The sequence below is a fragment of the Arthrobacter sp. NQ7 genome (genome assembly GCF_029581595.2).
Classification (GTDB): Bacteria; Actinomycetota; Actinomycetes; order Actinomycetales; family Micrococcaceae; genus Arthrobacter; species Arthrobacter phenanthrenivorans_B.
The window spans coordinates 1-21,214 of the sequence record NZ_JARFXU020000036.1 but is presented as its reverse complement, the minus strand read 5'-3'; the positions used below and the strand labels follow the sequence as shown (position 1 = coordinate 21,214).

At 62.2% G+C, this 21,214-nt stretch carries 14 protein-coding genes and 1 pseudogene; 5 read left to right on the top strand and 10 right to left on the bottom strand.

Features of this window, described 5'->3' with window-relative positions; all coding sequences use genetic code 11:
• Positions 1-37: 37 nt before the first annotated feature.
• The 3 genes from zwf to PUN71_RS21785 are packed head-to-tail and all read left to right on the top strand — an operon-like array spanning position 38 to position 4,142.
• Positions 38-1,606 carry a glucose-6-phosphate dehydrogenase gene (gene zwf, locus PUN71_RS21795; RefSeq protein WP_277800091.1) on the top strand — a complete coding sequence of 523 codons (1,569 nt, stop codon included), beginning with the start codon at positions 38-40 and terminating at the stop codon, positions 1,604-1,606.
• Positions 1,603-2,607 (top strand): glucose-6-phosphate dehydrogenase assembly protein OpcA, encoded by a 1,005-nt coding sequence (locus PUN71_RS21790; protein WP_277800090.1) that lies wholly within the window; start codon positions 1,603-1,605, stop codon positions 2,605-2,607. The genes zwf and PUN71_RS21790 overlap by 4 nt, the downstream gene beginning before the upstream one ends.
• A 29-nt stretch (positions 2,608-2,636) precedes the next feature.
• The gene (locus PUN71_RS21785) at positions 2,637-4,142 is read left to right on the top strand and encodes an NAD-dependent succinate-semialdehyde dehydrogenase (protein ID WP_277800089.1); all 1,506 of its coding nucleotides are present in this window, start codon (positions 2,637-2,639) and stop codon (positions 4,140-4,142) included.
• Between the two features lie 635 nt (positions 4,143-4,777).
• Here PUN71_RS21785 and PUN71_RS21780 read toward each other — a convergent pair.
• From PUN71_RS21780 to PUN71_RS21755, 6 genes and pseudogenes are all read right to left on the bottom strand, one after another.
• Positions 4,778-5,778, bottom strand: a pseudogene (locus PUN71_RS21780) (IS3 family transposase); the annotation flags it as partial.
• Between the two features lie 1,272 nt (positions 5,779-7,050).
• Positions 7,051-8,334, bottom strand: a complete 1,284-nt coding sequence (locus tag PUN71_RS21775; protein WP_277800087.1) for a cytochrome b/b6 domain-containing protein — start codon at positions 8,332-8,334, stop codon at positions 7,051-7,053.
• Between the two features lie 50 nt (positions 8,335-8,384).
• Positions 8,385-9,365 carry an electron transfer flavoprotein subunit alpha/FixB family protein gene (locus tag PUN71_RS21770; RefSeq protein ID WP_277800086.1) on the bottom strand — a complete coding sequence of 327 codons (981 nt, stop codon included), beginning with the start codon at positions 9,363-9,365 and terminating at the stop codon, positions 8,385-8,387.
• Between the two features lie 24 nt (positions 9,366-9,389).
• On the bottom strand, positions 9,390-10,160 hold the full coding sequence (locus PUN71_RS21765; protein WP_277800085.1) for an electron transfer flavoprotein subunit beta/FixA family protein: 771 nt from the start codon (positions 10,158-10,160) through the stop codon (positions 9,390-9,392).
• 61 nt (positions 10,161-10,221) lie between these two features.
• The gene (locus tag PUN71_RS21760; protein ID WP_277800084.1) at positions 10,222-10,665 is read right to left on the bottom strand and encodes a hypothetical protein; all 444 of its coding nucleotides are present in this window, start codon (positions 10,663-10,665) and stop codon (positions 10,222-10,224) included.
• Positions 10,662-12,320, bottom strand: coding sequence for a GMC family oxidoreductase (locus PUN71_RS21755; protein WP_277800083.1), 1,659 nt, complete (start codon positions 12,318-12,320; stop codon positions 10,662-10,664). Before PUN71_RS21755 ends, PUN71_RS21760 begins: the two co-directional genes overlap by 4 nt.
• A gap of 486 nt (positions 12,321-12,806) precedes the next feature.
• Between PUN71_RS21755 and PUN71_RS21750 the strand changes: the two genes are divergently transcribed.
• Complete coding sequence (locus tag PUN71_RS21750) at positions 12,807-14,360, top strand: APC family permease (RefSeq protein ID WP_277800082.1); 1,554 nt, start codon at positions 12,807-12,809, stop codon at positions 14,358-14,360.
• A 639-nt stretch (positions 14,361-14,999) separates the two neighbouring features.
• Here the strand turns inward: PUN71_RS21750 and PUN71_RS21745 are convergent.
• Positions 15,000-16,487: an aminobutyraldehyde dehydrogenase gene (locus PUN71_RS21745; RefSeq protein ID WP_277800081.1), complete on the bottom strand. Its 1,488-nt coding sequence runs from the start codon at positions 16,485-16,487 to the stop codon at positions 15,000-15,002.
• 315 nt (positions 16,488-16,802) lie between these two features.
• On the opposite strand from PUN71_RS21745, the gene PUN71_RS21740 reads away from it, so the two are divergent.
• Positions 16,803-18,092 carry an ATP-binding protein gene (locus PUN71_RS21740; RefSeq protein ID WP_277800080.1) on the top strand — a complete coding sequence of 430 codons (1,290 nt, stop codon included), beginning with the start codon at positions 16,803-16,805 and terminating at the stop codon, positions 18,090-18,092.
• Positions 18,093-18,227: 135 nt separating this feature from the next.
• Here the strand turns inward: PUN71_RS21740 and PUN71_RS21735 are convergent, their stop codons facing one another.
• From PUN71_RS21735 to PUN71_RS21725, 3 genes are all read right to left on the bottom strand, one after another.
• Complete coding sequence (locus PUN71_RS21735) at positions 18,228-19,688, bottom strand: GntR family transcriptional regulator (protein ID WP_277800079.1); 1,461 nt, start codon at positions 19,686-19,688, stop codon at positions 18,228-18,230.
• 188 nt (positions 19,689-19,876) lie between these two features.
• On the bottom strand, positions 19,877-20,524 hold the full coding sequence (locus tag PUN71_RS21730) for a LysR family transcriptional regulator (protein WP_277800078.1): 648 nt from the start codon (positions 20,522-20,524) through the stop codon (positions 19,877-19,879).
• A 457-nt stretch (positions 20,525-20,981) separates the two neighbouring features.
• A partial coding sequence (locus tag PUN71_RS21725) for a hypothetical protein (protein ID WP_277800077.1) occupies positions 20,982-21,214 on the bottom strand: 233 nt, incomplete at its 5' end.

Genomic DNA, 21,214 nt, shown 5'->3' with positions numbered 1-21,214 from the left:
AAACTCAACTCTCCGGCGCTGAGAACAGGAACTTTCCATGCTCGATACGTTGCCCTACGCTCCGCCCGCGGCCCTGCGGCGCCGCGGGCGTAATCCGTTGCGTGATCCGCGTGATCGTCGTTTGAATCGGATCGCGGGTCCGTCCTCGTTGGTACTTTTCGGGGTCACGGGCGACCTTGCCCGCAAGAAGCTCACGCCCGCGGTGTACGACCTCGCCAACCGTGGCCTGTTGCCGCCCAGTTTCGCGTTGGTGGGTTTCGCCCGCCGGGAGTGGGACAAGGAGGATTTCGCCGCCGAGGTGAAGGCCTCGGTGCAGGCCCATGCCCGCACCCCGTTTGATGAGGCGGTCTGGAACCAGCTGTCCGAGGGCATCAGGTTTGTGCAGGGCGAGTTCGACGACGACGCGGCGTTTGAGCGTCTGGGCGAGACGATCAAGGAACTTGATGATGTCCGGGGCACCCGGGGCAACCACGCGTTCTACCTGTCGATCCCGCCGAAGGCGTTCGAGCAGGTCTGCGGTCAGCTCTCCAAGCACGGCCTCGCGCAGGCGGACGGGGATAAGTGGCGGCGGGTGGTGATCGAGAAGCCGTTCGGCCATGACCTGGAATCGGCGCGGCAGCTCAATGACATTGTCGAATCGGTGTTCCCGCCGGACGCGGTGTTCCGGATTGACCATTACCTGGGCAAGGAAACGGTGCAGAACATCCTGGCGCTGCGTTTCGCGAACCAGCTGTTCGAGCCGTTGTGGAACGCCAACTATGTGGACCATGTCCAGATCACCATGGCCGAGGACATCGGGACAGGTGGCCGGGCAGGGTACTACGACGGTGTCGGCGCGGCACGGGACGTGATCCAGAACCACCTGTTGCAGCTGCTCGCGCTGACCGCGATGGAGGAGCCGATCTCGTTCAACGCCGATGACCTGAGGGCGGAGAAGGAAAAAGTCCTGGCAGCGGTCAAGCTTCCGGAGGATTTGTCGACGCACTCGGCGCGGGGCCAGTTCAGCGGAGGCTGGCAGGGCGGCGAGCAGGTCCTGGGCTACCTGGAGGAAGAAGGCATTCCCGCCGATTCGACCACGGAAACCTATGCCGCGGTGCGCGTGGACATCCACACCCGCCGCTGGTCCGGGGTGCCGTTCTACCTGCGCGCGGGCAAGCGCCTGGGCCGGCGCGTCACGGAGATCGCCGTGGTGTTCAAGCGCGCCCCGAACCTGCTGTTCACCGATCACGGTGAGGACGACTTCGGGCAGAACGCTGTGGTGATCCGTGTCCAGCCCGATGAGGGCGTGACGATCCGGTTCGGGTCCAAGGTTCCCGGCACGCAGATGGAGGTCCGCGACGTGACGATGGACTTCGGTTACGGGCACTCGTTCACGGAGTCCTCCCCGGAGGCCTACGAGCGGTTGATCCTGGACGTGCTGCTCGGTGAGCCGCCGCTGTTCCCGCGGCATGAGGAAGTGGAGCTGTCCTGGAAGATCCTTGACCCGTTCGAGGAATACTGGGCATCACTGTCCGAACAGCCCGAACCCTACGCCCCCGGCTCCTGGGGCCCGGCCTCTGCTGATGAGCTGCTGGCCCGTGACGGACGAACCTGGAGAAGGCCATGATCGTTAACCTGCCGGATACCACCACCTCGAAGGTGTCCAAGAAGCTCATGGCCCTGCGCGAACAAGGCGGGGTGATCGCCCTGGGCCGGGTCCTGACCCTGGTGGTGGTCACCAAGTCCGGGCTGGAGGAGGAAGCGATCGAGGCCGCGAACGATGCCAGCCGGGAACACCCCTGCCGGATCATCGTGCTGGCGGATGCGGGGAAGGACGCCGAGGACCGGCTGGACGCGCAGATCCGGGTCGGCGGGGACGCAGGTGCCTCGGAAGTCATCGTGCTGCGCGGCTATGGCCAACTCGCGCACGAATCCGAGTCCCTGGTCGCTGCGTTGCTGCTCCCGGACGCGCCGATCGTCGCTTGGTGGCCGCACGGCGCCCCCGAAAACGCCTGTGAAACCTCCATCGGTGCCATCGCGCACCGACGGATCACGGACTCGGCGAACGAACCCGACCCCCAGGCCGCGCTCGAACGCATCCACCGCACCTACAAAGCCGGCGACACCGACCTCGCCTGGACGCGCCTGACCAACTGGCGCATCCAGCTCGCCGCAGCCCTGGACGAAGTGGACTCCTCCCCCGTCACCGCGGTTGCTGTGGAGGGCGCCTCGGACTCACCGTCCACGATCCTGCTGGCAGCGTGGCTCACCCTGACCCTGGACGCACCAGTGACCATCGTCGCCGACCTAGCAGGAACCGGAATCCGCCGAGTCCGGCTCACCCGTCCCGGCGGCGACGTCCAACTCTTCCGGCCCGGACTCTCCGTCGCCGAGCTGACCCAACCGGGCCAGCCCGCCCAGCGCATCTCCCTCCCGCCCCGCAGCCTCCGCGACTGCCTCGCCGAAGAACTCCGCCGCCTCGACCCGGACGAAGTCTTTGGTGAAGCGGTCAGCGCAGTAGCGATTCCCCCGATGCAAGACTTCCTGCCGGCCCGTTTCGGAGCGTCCACCGGCGGCAGCGCCCATGCACGGCCGCATGGCCCAGCCCGATCCTTAATTGCGAACTGACCACCAGCCCTGAACTTGAGGAGATTTCTATGACCACCACGCCCCATATCACCCGCACCGTTTCAAATGAGCATGAATCGCTCCTTCTGGAAGCGGTGCCGACCGGTTTGTTGATCAATGGTGACTGGGTGGAGGCGTCCGATGGCGGCACGTTTGACGTGCACGACCCCGCCACCGGACAGGTCCTCGCCATCCTCGCCTCCGCGACAAGCGACGATGCGATCGCCGCACTCGACGCCGCTGACGCCGCCCAGGACTCCTGGGCTCGGACCGCACCCCGGACCCGATCCGAAATCCTGCGCCGCGCCTTCGACCTGGTCACCGAACGCGCCGAGGACTTCGCCCTGCTCATGACTTTGGAGATGGGCAAACCCCTGGCCGAGGCCCGCGGTGAAGTCACCTACGGAGCCGAATTCCTGCGCTGGTTCGCCGAGGAAACCGTCCGCGACTACGGCCGCTACCTCACCACCCCCGAAGGCAAGAACAAGGTCCTCGTCCAGCACAAACCCGTCGGACCCTGCCTGCTCATCACCCCGTGGAACTTCCCGCTCGCCATGGCCACCCGCAAAGTAGCCCCCGCCGTCGCTGCAGGCTGCACCATGGTTCTGAAGCCTGCGAAACTGACTCCACTGACTTCGCAGCTGTTTGCCCAGACCATGATGGAGGCGGGACTGCCCGCCGGGGTACTGAACGTCGTTTCCTCAGCCTCCGCCTCCGGGATCTCCGGGCCGCTGCTCAAGGACTCCCGGCTCCGGAAGGTCTCCTTCACCGGGTCCACCCCGGTCGGTAAACGCCTCATGGCCGACGCAGCCCAGAACGTGCTGCGGACCTCGATGGAGCTCGGCGGGAACGCCCCGTTCATCGTGTTCGAGGACGCCGACCTTGACGCCGCAGTCGAAGGGGCCATGGCCGCGAAAATGCGGAACATGGGCGAAGCCTGCACCGCCGCCAACCGGTTCCTCGTCCACGAATCAGTAGCACAGGAGTTCACCCGCAAGTTCGCGGCCGCGATGGGAGTCCTCACCACCGGCCGCGGCACCGAGCCCGAGACCACGGTGGGGCCGCTCATCGACGCCGGCGCACGCGACGACGTCCATGCGTTGGTCACGGCGGCGGTTGGCGCCGGAGCGGTCGCAGTCACCGGCGGCGCGCCCGTGGACGGGCCCGGCTACTTCTACCAGCCCACCGTCCTGGCCAACGTGCCCAACGATGCAGCCATCCTGGGCCACGAAATCTTTGGCCCCGTCGCCCCCATCACCACCTTCACGACCGAAGAAGAGGCCATCAAACTCGCCAACAACACCGAGTACGGGCTGGCCTCCTACCTCTACAGCCGGGACTTCAGCCGACTCCTGCGGGTGGCGGAGCAGATCGATTTCGGGATGGTCGGGTTCAACGCCGGCGTCATTTCCAACGCAGCAGCACCCTTCGGCGGCGTCAAACAATCAGGCCTCGGACGTGAAGGCGGCTCCGAAGGCATCGCCGAATACACCACCACCCAATACATCGGCATCGCCGACCCCCACGCCAACTGAACGGGTCCATGAGCCGCCATGCGCAATCATACAAAGGCACTAGAACCGAAAGGAATTGAGGTAACTCCATTGAAAGATTTTGTTGAAGTCGTAGAGCGACGAATGGCCCAGAACTGGTCCGGGCTTCAGTGCGGCCAAGCTGTTTTCGTCACCGAAAGCCCAGTCATTGGATATATGGCCACTATTGATGAACTTACCGAGGATAGGAGCGTCGTATGGATTACGGCAGGGAATGTACGTCGTGCTTTCGATCATCGTGAAGGCGTCACAATAGTGGCGACATAGGCACGTAGCCGTATTCGCCACAGACAGCAGCGCCATGCCACAGCCTTATGCCGATCCCACCACCTCGGTCTAACGACAGATAAGGGTACGCGGCGGGTGACAAGCCCTGGAACTGATTGTCCTCAGGTTGCGATTACCAACATCGTCGCTTACCGCCCCCTTAGCTGAAGGCCTTGTACCTCCCTGCTGTCCTCCCGCGGCTACCCTGTCAGCGATGGTCGAAAATTGAGCCATTTCGCTGGCTTGGCGTCTAGTGGTCGTTGCAACACCTGAGCTTTTAGGAGTTGCAATTGGCAGAGATGAAGAGAGCAAGGAAGTCCCGGGGCGCCCCTCCAAAGAACGCCGCTAGGGCTCACTAGCTCGATCTGCATGCTGGACCAGAAGGATTCCATCATTGCGTTGTCGTAGCCGTCCCCGATCGTCCCGAACGAGGGCATCAGGCCGGCCGAGCGGATCTTGTTGGTGAAGGCCCCGGAGGTGAACTGGACGCCGTGGTCGGCATGGACGATGCCGCCCGGGACGGGCCGGCGGTTTCTAATGGCCATGTCCAGGGCCTTGACGACCAGGGCAGAGTCCTGGCTGCTGTCGATGGACCAGCCCACGATCCGGCGGCTGAAGGTATCCATCACGGCGCAGCAGAAGACCTTGCCCTCCCTGGTGGGATGCTCGGTGATGTCCGTGACCTAGAGCTCGTTCGGCGACAGACGGTGGAATTTGCGGTGCACGAGGTCATCGCTGGTGGCGATGCCCCGCAGGCGTTTGACGTTGGCCGGCCCGGGAAGGCCGGCGATTCCGGCCAGGCTCATCAGCTCCGCGACCAGATGCTCGCTGACGGTGACGTCCATGCCCCGTGTCAGTTCGGCATGGATCCGGCGGGACCCGTAGGTGCCGCGGCTGGCGGTGTGGACCTCCCGGATGAGCCCGGTCAGCCACTGCCGGCGCATCCGGGTCGGTGACATCGGCCGGTTCCGGTACTTGTAGTAGCCCGGACTGCTCACGCCCAGCAGCCGGCAACAGACCTTCGCGGGGAACCCGGCACCGGTAAGTTCTCCGATCACCGGGTGGATCCTTTTGGGTCCGGCCGGTCCTCACCGAGCAGCTTCGCCGCACGCTTGAGGATCTCCACCTCCGTTTCCAGCTAACGGATCCGCTTCCGCGCCTTGGCCAGCTCGGTGCTCTACGGGGTCGTCAGTCCTGGGCGTTCGCCACCGTCGATCCGGTCCTGGCGGACCCAGTTGTGGAGGCCTCCCTCGCTGATGCCCAGTTCGGTGGCCACACGGCTGATGGGTTTGCCGGCCCGGACCAGGGCGACTGCCCGTGCGCGGAATTCCGGTGGATAGGGTCTTGGCATGTCTGAAAGCCTCTCAGCGAGAGCCAAAAACTCAAACCATTTCGGGTAACCAATCCCTGGGGCAGGTCAAGGAGCCAACAAAACCCGGGGCAGTCCCCATCGAAATTCGCCGCCCCACGTGTCCAGGTGATCAACTCCCATGGGTAGTTCCACTCTGATGCGTGGTTGGTCTTAGATAACCACATCCGAGAAAGTTGAAGCTCGCTCTTTTAGGGTACTAAAGGACGAAATGAGTCTGAGGCGTCGGGCTCGCGGCGGGGCCTCAGAAGGCCCGTCGTCGCTTGATGGGGATCCGGCGCGCACTGATTGATGGGGCCGTTTATGGTGTGCGGAGCATTGGCGCAGCTCCGTGTTCCATGCACGCCCAAACCAGCTTCGACGCCGCCTCCAGCACCACGAACTAATTCCTCGACATCCATACTGCCAAACATGCACAAGGCCGCCACCGAAGTATTAGCTTCCGTTGACGGCTACGTGTGCGTGTCTAGGCGTTATCCTCGGTTCCTGGCTGCCGGGCGGTTGACCTAGAAGTAGCAAGGGTCGGCGGGCTGACATCGTCTTGTAAGTCGTCAGGGGTTCCACTTCCGATGCACGCCAGAGCCAGTTCTCTAATGCCGGGCTGGGGACAGGCACCGTCGCAGGACATCGTGGTCCATGTTGATCGGTGGAACCGAGGACCCAAGAATCTTACGGGTTCCTTCTCAGTTTGTCAGGCCCCTCACCTTGCATGGACCAAGACCGGCCCGGGTCACCCATTCGTTCCTGAACGAATGCCACATGCACGGTTTCGTCGATGACGCCGAAGTGGTCTGCCAAGGAACGCGGGAGAAATCCGCGAGTGTACAACGGCGTGTTACGCAGCTTCTGGGTTGCGGCTGGGCCAATGGTAGATGAAAGCGTTCCTCAAGCTAGCTGATGCGTTGTTTTGCCCTTGGATGAGCTTGTGAGGGTAGCTTTCTTGCATCTATACAGCGGGACTCCCCCTCGGTATCGGGATACCGTCATCAAGGTACGGAGGGCGCGGCTGAAGCTGTCATCCAACCCGACCCCGCGGTCTTTCCTTCTCTGCGGTGAACCGGCCACGACACGGTAGCTGGAGTCCGTCAGTTGCTGCCTGCCAACCCATACCTCTCCCCAGCCCCGCGCCGTTTTGGGAAAAGGACGAGGGCCTACCAGTGTGTTTTACGTTACTGACCGGACCGGATTCGTTGCTGACCAGGTACTTGTTGGCAGCGAGTCCGGCCCTCCTGTGGTCGAGCTCGGCAGATTCGACTATTTCGATAGGGTGCCGAATCGGCCTGCCACTGGTCTCATAAAAAGGGGCTTCGTTAGGATCCAAGCCGCGCCCGTGACCAGAACCGAAACCACGAAGACCCCCAGACCCAGCCAATCGGCCTCGTCACGGGATGCGTACATGTGGTTCAGGTTTCTGAGTGCTCCGGTGAAGAACACCAGGAAAACATGTACGAGCGTGAAGGCTACGAAGTAGAGCATCACTGGGTAGTGGACTGCCCGAGCTACCTCGATTGGGTAGATTCTCGACAGGCGGCTGTTCTGGTCTGGCCACCAGGTTGAGAAGCGGATGCCTGAGATGACCGCGAGGGGTGCTGCGAGGAACACGATGCTGAAGTAGGCCAGCATCTGGAGCGCGTTGTAGTAGATCCAGCCGTTCTCCGTCGGCCATTCCAGGGACGCGTACTGAAGCATCGCAGACAAGGCATTCGGTACGACGTCCCAGTCGGTGGGAACTATCCGCATCCACTGTGAGGTGGCGAACAGAAGCACGATGAAGACAAGACCGTTTGCTACCCACAGAATATCCAGGGCTTGGTGCAGCCACTGGGTGAGGCTGACCTTCTTCGGAGTGCTTCCCTTGGGCGAAAAGAGGGAATTGGGTTCGGGAGTCCAGTGGGCGGGCGCCTTCTTTTCGTGCCGGATTTGAAGGCCTGTGCGGACGATCAGCACCATGAAGAAGATATTGAAAAAATGTTGCCACCCAAGCCACCCCGGAAGCCCTGTCGGAACGGTGTCGGGAAGGGTGGGATGGCCTGGGTATTGCCCAAGAAAGGATTGAACGTCCGGGGTTGTGCGTAGCCAGCGAGCAACGATAACCAGGACAACCACGGCAACGACTGCAAGACCGAGGGTAAGCATCGCACGCTTCCAAGGGACACTGGCCAGGCTTCCGGCAAGGAAGCCCTTGGGTGCGCCCGTCTTCGCAGATGCCGCATGGCCCGGCTGACGTCCGGCCCGGGAGCTGGCATCCATCCGTTCCGGTGCTGGTCCGGGCGCTGCAGCACCCATCCGCGTTGCCGGTGCAGGGACGGCCGCCGGGTTCGCAGGCATTCCAGTGTCCGACCCCATCCGGGTCGTCCTGGCTGCCGGGGCAGCTGGCGCGGAAGCAGCCGGTGAAGCGCCCATGCGGGTCTTTGCTGCCGGACGTGCGTCCGTTTCCCCGGCGGGCGTTTCAACTTTTGGTGCTGCAGAGGCGGCTTGAGGCGTCGCCGTTCCCATGCGTTGCTTTCGCGGCGCAGCGTTTGTTTCTTCGTTAGTCATGACGTTTCCGATGCCAGTCCCTGTCTGTGTCCTGCTTTTTGGGATATCCCCTAGGCGGCCTGTCGCTGGGCAATTGAGTCGAGCAGCTGCGGCACCACGGTGAAGATGTCCCCGACGATGCCAAAGTCGGCGATGTCGAAGATTGGGGCGTCTGCGTCCTCATTAATCGCGACCACATACTTCGACGTCTGCATGCCTGCACGGTGCTGGATCGCACCGGAGATCCCGAGGGCAACATACAGTTGCGGGGTAACGGTGACGCCGGTTTGGCCCACCTGAAGGGATTGAGGGACGTATCCTGCGTCGACTGCCGCCCGTGAAGCACCGACTGCGGCGCCGAGGGCGTCGGCGAGTTTCTCGACGAGCGCGAAGTTCTCACGTGACCCCAAACCTCGGCCGCCGGAGACCACGGCTTGGGCCTCGGGCAACGCCGGCCTGTCGGATACTGTTTTGACTTCCTCGACCCCAACGATGGACGCGCTCCTGGAGGACGAGGGAAAAACGCTGAGCTCAAATGTCTGGGGCGCCTTGACCTGCTGCGGTGCACCGTTAAAAGAGCTGGTTCGGACGGTGACAATCAGGGGGCCCCCGTCCACGGTGGACTCAGTGACGTAGTCGCCGCCGAAAACCGAATGCTGGGCAATGACCTCATTGCCCTCGGGATCGTAGCGCAGACCCACAGCGTCAGCGGCTACGGCACCATTGATGCGGACCGCAAGCCTGGCGGCGATGGAGCGGGAATCATTGGTATTCGGCAGGAGCACGACATCAGGTGCTGTCGTTGAGTAGCCTGCTGCGATGGCATCGATCTGGGTCGCGCCGAAGCCTGAATCTCCAAGCTTTGCAATGTGGACCTCGTGGGCCCCCAGGGCTCCGAGCTGTTCGACCACTGCGGCGCGGTCGCTTGTTTCGGGCAGGACAACAACCGCCAGCGGCGTCCCTACGGACGCTGCGGCCGAAAGCGTGCCGGCGGCGTTGGCTTTGACCCTTCCGTCGTGGGTTGTTTCAATGAATGCGAGAATTTTCACCATTTCTGAATCCTGTTCGGGTTGGGGTCAGATCAGCCGGTTGGTGGCGAGGAAGTCGGCGAGTTTTTCGGCTGCCGTGCCATCGTCAGTCAGTTTCGTCCCTGCTGCACGTGCAGGGCGTTCCATGGAAGAAACCATGACCGAGGTTGCCCCCCAGCCTTCCGCTGCGGCAATGTCGGCCAGACTCCAGACCGTCAGCGGCTTCTTCTTTGCCTGCATGACGCCTTTGAAGTTGGGGAACCGCGGTTCCGCGGAACGTTCAGTTACCGTCACCACGGCGGGGAATGCTGCCTTCAGCTGCAGAATCTCACCCTCGCTGGCGGTCGAACCGGTAACCGATTCCTCCGTAATCTGCACTTCGGACAGGGCCGGCAGGACTGGCCAGCCAAGGAACTCGGCAACCATGGAAGGCACCAAGCCGCTTCGACCGTCGGTCGATTCGTTGCCGGCCAGAACCAGGTCGGGTCCGATCTGTTCCACGGCCGCGGCAATGATTTGAGCGGTCCGCGTCGCGTCGGCGCCGCGGATGGCCTGATCGGAGACAATCACGGCCGAGTCGGCACCCATGGCGAGGAACTTCCGAACGGAGTCTTCGGCGGTTTCCGGGCCGATGGTGAGAACGACGATCTCTGCGTCCCCGCCCTCGTCACGGTACAGCAAAGCATGTTCGATGGTGCGCTCGTTGATTTCGTCAGGAACGGATTCGGAGCCCTCCCTGTCCAGCATCCCGGTTAGTGGGTCAAGCTTTCGCGGGTCGCCCGTATCGGGTACTTCCTTGGCCAGCAGCAGAACCTTCACGGCATCTCCTTAGCTTGTTGTGTCTTGCGCCGTGTTGAAAAGCAACGCATTGAATGTCCGGTCATGACGCCACTTCGGCGTCGGTCGGGGTTGGGCGGTAAATCTTTCCCCGGGAACGGACCGGTTCCAGAAGGCCGCCTTCGAGGAACTTTTCCGCTTCCCCTGGAAGGATCGGTACCGGCCGGCGGCCCGTGTATCCCAGAACCTCCCACACGGGTCGGCAGGTGAGGTACCGGCCCACGAAAACGGTGCGGAGAATCCCATAAGTGGCGGGTTCCTCAGCTGCCAGTCGTTCGAGATATTCGGGGACGTCCGCGTCCTGGGCTGCGTCCAGGGCCTCTCCGATGACAGTCCAGTGGGACTGCAGCTGGTCCAGAACGAGGTTCAAAACGCTGTTGTCGGGATCTGCCTCCGCTGTGGTGGGATATCCATCCACCTGTGGCACGAACCATTCGGCTATCTTCCGGGCCGTTTCGGTGCGCTCGGGGGTCAAGATGCTTGTCATGATGCGACTTCCTGATCTGCTGCTTGACGGACCATTTCCGTTACCCCGCGCAGTGCGAGGGCAGCGATTGTGCTGGTGGGATTTACTCCCCCGCCGGTCACGAAGATGCTTCCATCCGCGATCCAGAGGTTCGGTACGTCGTGGCTCTTCCCGAAAGCGTCAACGACTGAGGTTTCCGGGTTATCACCCATGCGTGCTGTGCCCAGGAAGTGGCCCGGCTGATCGTCCAGGACACCGTGTAGGTGGACTGTGTGGGCACCTGCTGCCAGGAGTGCTTCCTTCGTTCGCGCCAGGTGCCAATCAACCATGTCGATGTTGTTCTGGTCGCGGACGTAGCTGATCTTCGGCGCTGCGATGCCGCTGGAGTCTTTGAGCACCGGGTCCAGTGTGACTCGGTTGTCCATGTGGGGAAGGTCTTCACTGATGACCGCGACGAGCACTGACCTGCCGAGGATGTCCTTTACGTCGCTGAGCAGCTGGGCTCCCCTGGCGCCGGTTGGGCCTCGATCGACGATGGTGCTGGCCACCAGCGGGCCGCCGGTTGGTTGGGTGACCCATTTGGCCCCGCGGAGGAAGCCCCTGCTGGCGTCGGTTTCGTAGAACTCGTAGGAGTGGATGTTCTGTCCGGCGGGTCCGGTCCAGGATTCGAGGGGTTCGTTGAAAACGCCTACAGCCATGGCTGTGGGGTGCATCATCAGGTTCCGGCCGACAAGTCCGCTGGAGTTTGCGAGGCCGTTGGGGAAGCGTGAGGACTCGGAGAGGAGCATCAGGCGCGGGGTTCCGATGCCGTTCGCGGCGAGGACCACGGTGTCAGCCGCGATCCTGTGTTCGCGGCCGTTGCTGTCAACGAAGATCGCACCGGAAGCGAGGCCGCGTTCGTTGAGGGTGATCTCGCGGACCCGGGCACCAGTGATGAGCGTTGAGCCCTGCTTCAGGGCAGTGGGCCAGTGGGTGATGTCAGCACTGGCTTTGGAGCCGTTTGGGCAGCCAGCTTCGCAGGTGCCGTAGCGCATGCAGGGAATCAGGCCCTGGGTATTCTTCTGGGCAATGGCGTTGGGAGCCGGCCACCAACTCCAACCAAGTTTGTTCATGCCTTCGGCAAAGCGGCGTCCATATTTATTGATGGGAAGCGCAGGCATGGGGGCTGCCGCACCTTCGGGGTAGGCCGGGTCTCCCGGCATGCCCGATACGGCAAAGTCGATGTCTGTCTGCTCGTAATAGGGGGCGAGCTCTTCATACGACAGCGGCCAGTCCGCCGCCACGCCGTCGAGGCTCTTGACGCGGAAGTCGCTGGGAAGCAGGCGGGGCCACTGGGCACCGTAGTGGATGGTGCCGCCGCCGACGGCATTGTACATCACGGGAATGACTTCCGACTCCGAGGCTTCGCACGGATAGTCCTCGGGCAGTCCCCTGACGTTCCCGTTCTTGTGCCACCGTCCGAACATGGAGACTTCGTACTCGTCCCGGTTGCCGGTGTATTCGGCTGTGCCGACCCATTGGCCCTGCTCCAGACAGACGACGTGAAATCCCCAGCTGGAAAGGTGTTTGGCATAAACGGCGCCCGAGGGGCCTGATCCGACGATCAGGACATCGGCGACGTCGCGGCTGGTGCCACTGAACTCGGTGGCATCGTACGTTCCGCGTTTGATGGTCATCGGAACTCCTGGTGAAAGGTCTGGCGAGCCAAGGGGCTTGCCAAGGAGATGGACGGATGACGCTGCTGATGAAGGAACGTTGCATCCGAATGTGATGTTGATAACTTACGCCTTCAAATCATTGAAAGCAACTATTTAGCTGGAGTGCTTATTTGACGCGGGTATCGACCTGCCGCGCACCTACCGCGCAAACCTCATGTGATTCACATCAACAAAACTATTGTTTTCGAAGATTTGATCGCGTAACTTTGCGTTAAGGCCGCCAGGATCCGAAGCGATCCCCCTCGTGGGTCCGGGCGGCCCAGCATCGTTCCTTATCGGGCTCCTTACAGTGGCAGCCCGAGACATGTTTGACACTGAACGGCCACCGGCGCAACGCCGCGCAGCTGGCAGGTCAGGGAATGCCCCTAAGAGGCCGGTTTCCGGCTTATATTCCTTCCGGCCCCCTCGATAGTTTGATGCGGCCCCGGCGTTGTAGGAGAACGCATGTCAGATCAACATTCCAGCTCATTCGGGCTCGCCGAATCCGGCTATAAGCAGTCCCTGAAAAGGGGCACCATCCATAAGTTCGCGATGTTTGCGATCAGTTACGCCTTCATCTCGGTCCTTGTGGGCGCCACATCCCTGACCGGCTTCGGATTCGGACAGGCCGGTCCGGCCTTCTGGTGGACCTGGATCGGCGTGTCCGTCGGTCAGTTGGCTGTCGCCTTCCTGTTCGCCGAAGTCTCAGCCGAATATCCCTTCGCCGGTTCTGTGTACAACTGGGCCCGCAAGATCACCTCCCCGCTCACCAGCTGGCTCTCCGGCTACCTCCTGCTGTGGTCCTACGTAATCGCCGTCGCGGGTGTGGCGCTGACCCTCAACGTCGTGCTGCCGCAAATCTCAACCGCTTTCAACATCGTTGACGATCCCGGGCTCAATGGGTTTATCATCGGCACGATCGCCGTCGTGATCTCAACGATTTTCAACATGATGAAGGTCCGCGTCGCCGGCTGGATCAACACGTCCGCGGTTGTTCTGGAATTGGCTGTCATCGTTGCTCTCATCGTCGGCTTCCTCTTCCACATCCAGCGCGGGCCCGAGATTGTTACCGAGACCGCGGGCACTGGCAGCTCAGGCGGAACGTTCGCGCTGGCTATTCTCGTGGCCGTCGCTGCCCCGGCGTGGGTCCTGGCAGGTTTCGACAGCGCAGGAACATTGGCCGAAGAATCAGCCAACCCGCGCCTCGACGGCCCGCGCGCCATCGTGCGGTCGGTTGCCGCTGCCGTCATTTCCGGCATTCTCCTCGTCCTGGCCATGCTTATGGCTCTGCCGAAGGATGACGTGACCGTCGTCGACAATGTCGCGCAAGGCGGTCTGCCCTATGCGATCAAGATCGTCATGGGCGACGAGGTCGGCAACCTGCTGCTGTACGCCCTTGCAGCCGCTGTCTTCGCCGCCGTCGTGGCTATCCAGCACGGCACGGCGCGGATGATGTTCGCCATGGGCCGCGACAACAACCTCCCCTTCGGCGCCTTTCTCTCCCGCGTCAACAAGCGGCAGTCCCCGGCCGAAGCGGCGATCGTTATCGGCGTGATCGGCATCGCCCTCATGTCATTGTCCCTGGTCAGTCCCGAAGCGCTGGCGGCTCTGGCCAGCGTATCGATCGTCCTGGTGTACCTGGGATACCTGTGCCTGACCGTTCCGCTGCTGCGCAGACGCTTCGCACGGCAATGGCCAATCGCCGGAGCAACAGGGCAACAATACTTCAGCCTCGGCCGGTGGGGCCTCCTGATCAATATTGTCGCAGTCGTCTGGGGCGCCCTGGGAGCCTTCGACCTCGCCTGGCCGTGGCCCGCGATCTACGACCCCACGGGGAGCCAACAGTGGTACCTGTTGTACCTGGGATGGATTATGCCGGCCGTGCTGGTCGTCGTGGGCATCATTTGGTTCCAGACCTATCAGCGCCACCGTACCGGCATTGTGGCCGCCCACCGTGTTGAACCGATAACCCACGAAACCTCTCCGTCGGTCAAGGCACATGCAACAGGCGTGGAGTAACCTTCGCATGACGGATAGACCGCGCGCAGAATCAAGCCCTGTATGAACTGCTCCCCGGAAGTTTGAACTGGAAAACCCAGTCCTGGCTACCGGGGAGCAGTTTTCTGCGTTCAGAACGCGCAATGGTCCGCAGTACCCCCTCGGGCCCAAGGCAGCCAGGATGGCTATTGTCCGAGGCCCTTGTTACCCGTAAAATCAGCCAGCCGGCCCATGGCCTCGCATGGCCCCGGCAGACCTGAGCGGATGCGGGACGGCTGATTTCCTCGCGGTCCGGACTCAAGTTGGAAAGAGCCAGAACACGGCCCCCGCCGCTGCCGGCGTCCCCTCAAGGGGCCGTAAAACCGTGGCAGGGTGACCGGAACGGGGATGCCCGGTTCATCCGCCCACACCCAGATCCGTCCTGCGCGTGTTCCGCGTGGCCCGTCCCGCAGCGGTCTTCGTGCCCCGACGGCCGGAAGCCTTCAAACCCCCACCGACGGCCGACCCTTCGCTGCCACTGGATAGGGTCCGCCTGGGGAAACCCTGGGCCCGCGGAGGCCGTTTGTCGGATCGTGTCATGCCTCGGCAGCCCTCTTTAAACGCCGTTGCCCCCGCACCATACAAGTGCGGGGGCAACTGCGTGCAGAACGCTGGGAGGCCCTAAGCGGTCTTGATCATCACGTGCTTGGTGCGGACGAAGTCGTCCAGGCCAAGGATGCTCATGTCACGGCCGTAGCCTGACTGTTTGAAGCCGTTCCAGGGCATTTCGGCAGCCATGGCCAAGTGGTCGTTGACCCAGACCGTGCCGTATTCCAGCGCCGAGGCCATCCGGAGAGCCCGTGCCGCGTCCATGGTCCATACCGACGCGCTGAGGCCGTAGACACTGTCGTTGCCGATTTCGACGGCTTCTTCTTCAGTCGTGAATGACTGCACTGTCACGACGGGTCCGAAGACCTCTTCCTGGTCCATTTCGGTGCCGCGTGCGACATCGGTCAGCACCGTGGGTGCGTAGAAGTAACCCCCCATTTCGATTGTCCTCCCACCGGTCACGACGCGGGCACCGTCGGTGACGGCCCGGTCCACCATCGAAGAAACCCGCTGAAGCTGGGTAGAGCTGATGAGCGGGCCCACCTCAACCTCGGCATGGGCCAACGGGTCACCCACAACGATCGACTCTGCGGCGGCCTTCAGCCGTCCGAGAAGCTTCTCCTTGATGCTTTCCTCGACCAGAACCCGTGTTGCCGAGCCGCACTCCTGGCCCGCGTTCCAGTACCCCATGATCTTGAGGTTTTCGACGACGGCGTCCAGGTCTGCGTCAGAGAACACCACAACCGGAGCCTTGCCGCCGAGTTCAAGATGGACGCGCTTGAGCGTGCCGGAAGCTTCCCTGGCTACGGTCTTCCCGCTCTCGACACTGCCGGTAATGGCAACGAGAGCGATGTCAGGGTGGCAGGAAATAGCCGAACCAACCACGGAGCCGCGTCCCAGGACGACGTTGAAGACACCCCCGGGAAGGATCCCGGAGACAAGCTCTGCGAACATCAGCGTCGTCAGCGGAGTCAGGTCGGAGGGCTTCAATACGACGGTGTTGCCCGCCGCAAGTGCCGGCGCCGCCTTCCAAACAGCCATCATGAACGGGTAATTCCAGGGGGCGATCGCACCGACTACCCCAACAGGTTCCCTCACCAGCAGGGACGTGTGGCCCTCCGTGTACTCCCCCGGAGCCGGGGCAACTGCGGCCCTTGCAGCTCCGGCGAAGAAGCGGAAGGTGTCTGCCGCAATCAAAACCTCATCGCGTGCTGCCTCAAGCGGCTTGCCCGCGTTCAGGGACTCGACCCGGGCCAGCGCGTCAGCCCGCTCTTCGATGCGGGCGGCGATCTTCAGCAGGATCGTCTGGCGGTCTTTCGGGGTCAGACGCTTCCATCCGGGAAGAGCACGGGCGGCCGCGGCCACGGCGCGGTCTACCGTCGATGCGTCGCCCTGGGGAACGTGGGTCAGGACCCGCCCGGTAGCGGGGTTGCTTACCGCGTTCACCTCGTCCGAGGAGGCCGACTCGAACACCCCATCGATGAAGTGGCCGATAATCTCCGTCGGCACTTCGGCCAGAGCTGGATTAGCTTCTGCCACTGGTGCAGCCAATTCGGTCAATTTCACTCCTTGAACATTTGGAAGTAAGTCAGGCACCCCGTCATCCAACGGGGGCCTTGAAAGAGCAGCAAGAGATGGCCACTGCGCCAACCCGTGTCTCTAGGGAGGCCGGAGCGACGCTCCCTGTCCCGTGGACGGGGAGGCGCGTGATTGACCTCACAGATCAACGGTAGCAGTATTGTTACTGTTTGCAAATATTTGAGTTCAGATATTTGTGATGCTAGTCTCTAATCACCACTTTCCTCCGCATGCGAAGCGGTAAGTCGGAACGGAAGGAAATCCTCGGCCGCGCGCCTCCACAGAGAGACATGCCTCATGCCAAGCTGGCGAATTAGAGACTTCCACACCGATGACGTGGACCGGATGGTCCGGCTCTGGGAGCAGAACAGCGACACGGGCGACAATCCGGTTTACAGCCTGTCTGAAATTCTCCGTTCTTGCGCCGATGGTGTGGCGCTGCTGGCCATTGTGGACAATGCCGTAGTCGGCGCCGTAGCGGCCCAGATCAACGGCGACCGGGCCACAGTGACCATGCTCGCGCTCCTGAAAAACTGGCGCGGCCAAGGACTGGGCAGCTCGCTGCTGTCGGAGCTCGACAAGCGCCTTGTCGGGAAGGGGATCTTCCAGGTTTCCGCGCTGCTGCCGCCCGGGGAAACGGGCGTGCAGGCCTACAAGAATTCCGGTTACGAGACCCGGGACTTGGTGTATTTCGAGCGCACCATGCCGATGAAGCCCCGGGAAGCGGCCCACCTGGAGGACCTTGGCGGCCGTTTTCTGCCCCGCGGACTCTGGGATGGACTCGCTGGGATGGTCAAGGAAAAGGAAATTATCGAGCGCAGGCTCGTTTTGCCGCTCGCGCAACCCGATGTGGCTCACCGGTTCGCTGTCTCCCCTCCGAAGTCAGTTGTTTTGTTTGGCCCCCCCGGAACCGGCAAGACGACATTTGCCAAGGCCGTGGCCTCCCGGCTGGGGTGGCCGTTTATCGAATTGTCCTTGTCCGGTCTCGCCGCCGAAGGCGTGGGCCTGGCCGCCGGACTCAGGTCCGCGTTCCATGACATCCGTGATCTGGAACGCGTCGTCGTCTTCATCGATGAAGTTGAGGAAATCGCCTCTCGCCGGGGGGCCGGGGCACCGACGCCTCAACACGGAGTGACCAACGAACTTCTCAAAATCATTCCGGCATTCAGGGAACAGGAGAACAGGCTGCTGGTCTGCGCCACAAACTTCGTCCGGACCCTCGACAAGGCGTTCTTGCGCCATGGAAGGTTCGACTACGTCATTCCCATTGGCGTGCCTGATCAGAATGCCAGGCAGGCCATCTGGAGCCGGTACCTTCCTGCCGAGACGCTTTCGACCATTGACATCCAGGCTCTGGTGGAACGCAGTGAACGGTTCACGCCAGCGGATATCGAGTTCACAGCCAGGCAGGCATCGCAAAGGGCCCTGGAACGGGCGATCTACGCCGAAGCGGAGTCAGGCGATACCTGGACGAACGGGCCAGGCACGGAGGACTATCTCGCGGCGATCTCGGAAACCCGCACCACCATCACCCAGGCGGCGTTGGACGAATTCGAAGAAGACATCGCTTCGATCGCCCGCTACTAAACACCCCTTGAACCAGAACAACCCGGGTCCAGACCAAACGACGTGCCCGGACCCGGGTTGTTCCTTGTTCCCCATTCGAATGTTCCATCATTCGAAATTCTCGGGTTCTCCGCGGAAAGACCCCGCCGGCCGGGCTCAGTGGGCCGTGTACAGGACCGACCACCCGAAGATGCCCAGTTCCTTCGCGTCTGCAGAAAGATCCTCGGGGAGGGAGTCGCCAACGGTGAACTCAACGGAGCTGGAGACGACGACGCGCTTGGCGGCGTTCAGCACTACTACCGGGCGGGCCGACAACCACGGTGCAAGGTAGCGCTCCAGCTCCGATACACGCACATCCGCGCCTGAGATTCCCAGGAACGAACCGGAATGCACGATCGGGTGGGTGATCGAAATCAGGAAGTCATCAGCCCCTCCCCTGTCGATGTAGGGGCCAGTAGCCCAAGGCTCCCGCTGCGACCGTGGATGGGTCATCCATTCGCGGTCCTGGTAGTCGTAAAAGTAGGGGTGTTCCGGATCCAGAATGTGCCGGTTGTCCTGCTCCACGCCTGCGGCCGTCCGATGCCACCATGCCAGCCAATAGGGGTGCTCCGGCAAAACGCCGACCTCGGCCACGATACCCAGACCGTCCAGGGGGAACACGGACTGCGCGATCTCCCGGATGGACATGTCTGCAATGGCCCGCCTGGCCTGTTCGCCGGCGTCGCCCTGGGCCAGGAACGGCCCGGACGTCTCGGCGACCCTCCCCAGTTGCGTCAGAACAAAATCACCGAGGCTGCGGATTTCGTCTTCCAGGCTGCGCTGGTCCGATGGCTTTGCTCCCTCCGCAATCGCCGTAAGGCGCAGTTTCAGAAGAGACGCCAGATTCTCCTGTGAGTGCAGGTGGGCCACCGACCGTGCCTGTTCAGGGTCCCGGCGTTCAACGGCCGCTGCGAGGGCACCTAACCTGGCGGAGATCTCCAGCCGCAGGGAATCGTCGGAGAACAGAAGTCCAAAAATGAGGTCGGCGTCTTCGTGGGCTGCGAACTCAGAATTACTCAACCGAAGCGACTGGGCTGCAACAGCAAGGTCCACACGGAACCGCCCGTAAGCGCGCCGGGCATGGAAAGGATCAGGGGCACTTGCGACGTCTTCAGCACGAGCCTTCAGGACCGTGACATCGGCTTCCGTCGCCCGGGATGCGGCCAGGGACGCGGCTTCGGCAAGGAGCATCCTGCGCCAGTCGCTCAAGTCCCGCAGATCGACCGCGGAGAGCCTCTCCAACTCGATGCCGCCCAGCGATTCGACCTGTTCCGGACGTTTGACGAAGCTGCCCCCGTTCTTCCCCTTCCGGGTAATGATCAGTCCCTGCTCCCTGAGGGCGGCCAGCGCGTCCCGCAGGGACCAGTTCGTAACCCCGAGCTGCTGCGCCATGTCGGACTCCGAGGGAAGCCTGTCGCCGTCCACCAGCAGCCCGAGACCAATGGCGGTCTTAACACGGCGCACGACGACCGTGGAAGCGTCGACGGGAGGATGGCCACCGAAAAGCAAGCGATGAGCGGTAGACGTTGCCGCTACGCTTTCGCCATCGGTCTGGATCGAGTCCTGAGTCCCTGGCATGGAGCCCCCTAGGTCTTTGAATATTTGACTTCCAATATTATCCCCCCCGCGTTTGCCTGGTCGAGTAGAAGCTCCTGCACGAACCATGCAGCCGGGATCTCATGCCCAGCGCCAACACCGCATTTACGGTGGGTATTCGCGGTGCAGCAGCCGCATATGTTCCTCGGTGAGTTTGATCATGGCCGCCGTCACGGGCGACAAGCCGGCAGGGTAAAAGGGATACCCAGAGTTTGGGCGCGTTCGCTCAACTGTCGCCGCGCAGGATCAGATTCGGTCCATCCCGACTCAGGCAGCGCCAGCGGTCGTTCAAGCAGGCCTTCGATGGTGACAGGGGACGTCACCGCGGGTTTTGTATGAAAGTAGGCTGCTTCACATGACCTGAGGACATCGCTGATCGTCAGGCCTCTCGCGTCGATGGGCAGAGCGACAACCCCGGCTTCAAGGCGACCGGAACGTACCCGGTCAGCAATCTGCGCCGAATTGGCCCGACGAAGCGAACATGGATACGGGTACAAACTGCGGAAGGCGGGCAGGCCGGACAGGACATACTGACTGCTGTTGAACATCCCAGAGGCGACGGTTCCTTCCTGCATGTTCCTGATACCTGAAACCGAATCCATGGCATCCCGGTAGTCGCGGGCGACCCTTCTTGCGTGCGGCAGGAATCGGTGCCAAGCCTCAGTCAACGTCAGTCCCTGCTTGGCGCGGGTGAAGACCGCCACCCCTACGCCCTGTTCGAGCTTGCGAATTTGCTCCGAGGTAGGTTGGGAGACTCCGAGTTCAACGGCCGCTTGGGTCGAGGAACCTGCAGCAGCCGCAGCCAGCAAGTAATTCACCCCGAAGAATCGTCACGACCCGTCCCTTACTTACGCTGATCTTCGCAGGTTATAGGTAAATCCTTTAGAGGAAAAGACAAAACCTATACTTAGGACAGTGGCTTCCTAAACACTCGGCAACGCTTGCCGCCCCGGAGATAAGCTCGGCGCCAGCAAGAAAAACACGCCGCAGAAATATAGGTGGAAACAAATATTTGTAAGCAAAGGTCTTGTAATGCCTAGGCGTTTTTGCTTAGATTGTCTCATTCCAAAGGGATTACCTAGAAGTGGTGGACGATATGGGAACCTCAACAACACAGCTGGCGTGGCGGTTACACCGTGGGCCGGTCAGGTCCAGTGGACTCGCGCGGCGGGCCCGCACGGGAGAACACTGTCCAGCAACGGACTGGTGGAGGCCCGGCGGCATTCAAGCCCCCCGCCTCCTGCCTGAAGGCAGTCTGATGCCAGCTGTGGCGGGTCAGCCCACCGTGTGGGTCTCCAGCCCGAGGGCCAATGCAGATCCGTCTGCGGCGGATTGCGATGACAATTGCACGTTCTGCACCGGCCCGGAAACTGACTGAGCCGGCAGGAAGTGAATGAAATGGTCAAGGTTCGGAAAGTCAGCCGAGGAGGCGTGACCGTGAAGTTTGCCTTCGGCAGATTCAGTGTCACGCACAACGGAACGACCGACCAGTTCGCTACCTCGCAACC

Excerpts from the sequence above, each read along its gene's own strand:
- zwf (WP_277800091.1), top strand. The coding sequence starts at position 38 with ATGCTCGATACGTTGCCCTACGCTCCGCCCGCGGCCCTGCGGCGCCGC.
- PUN71_RS21790 (WP_277800090.1), top strand. The coding sequence starts at position 1,603 with ATGATCGTTAACCTGCCGGATACCACCACCTCGAAGGTGTCCAAGAAG.
- PUN71_RS21785 (WP_277800089.1), top strand. The coding sequence starts at position 2,637 with ATGACCACCACGCCCCATATCACCCGCACCGTTTCAAATGAGCATGAA.
- PUN71_RS21775 (WP_277800087.1), bottom strand. The coding sequence starts at position 8,334 with ATGACTAACGAAGAAACAAACGCTGCGCCGCGAAAGCAACGCATGGGA.
- PUN71_RS21770 (WP_277800086.1), bottom strand. The coding sequence starts at position 9,365 with ATGGTGAAAATTCTCGCATTCATTGAAACAACCCACGACGGAAGGGTC.
- PUN71_RS21760 (WP_277800084.1), bottom strand. The coding sequence starts at position 10,665 with ATGACAAGCATCTTGACCCCCGAGCGCACCGAAACGGCCCGGAAGATA.
- PUN71_RS21755 (WP_277800083.1), bottom strand. The coding sequence starts at position 12,320 with ATGACCATCAAACGCGGAACGTACGATGCCACCGAGTTCAGTGGCACC.
- PUN71_RS21750 (WP_277800082.1), top strand. The coding sequence starts at position 12,807 with ATGTCAGATCAACATTCCAGCTCATTCGGGCTCGCCGAATCCGGCTAT.
- PUN71_RS21740 (WP_277800080.1), top strand. The coding sequence starts at position 16,803 with ATGCCAAGCTGGCGAATTAGAGACTTCCACACCGATGACGTGGACCGG.
- PUN71_RS21735 (WP_277800079.1), bottom strand. The coding sequence starts at position 19,688 with ATGCCAGGGACTCAGGACTCGATCCAGACCGATGGCGAAAGCGTAGCG.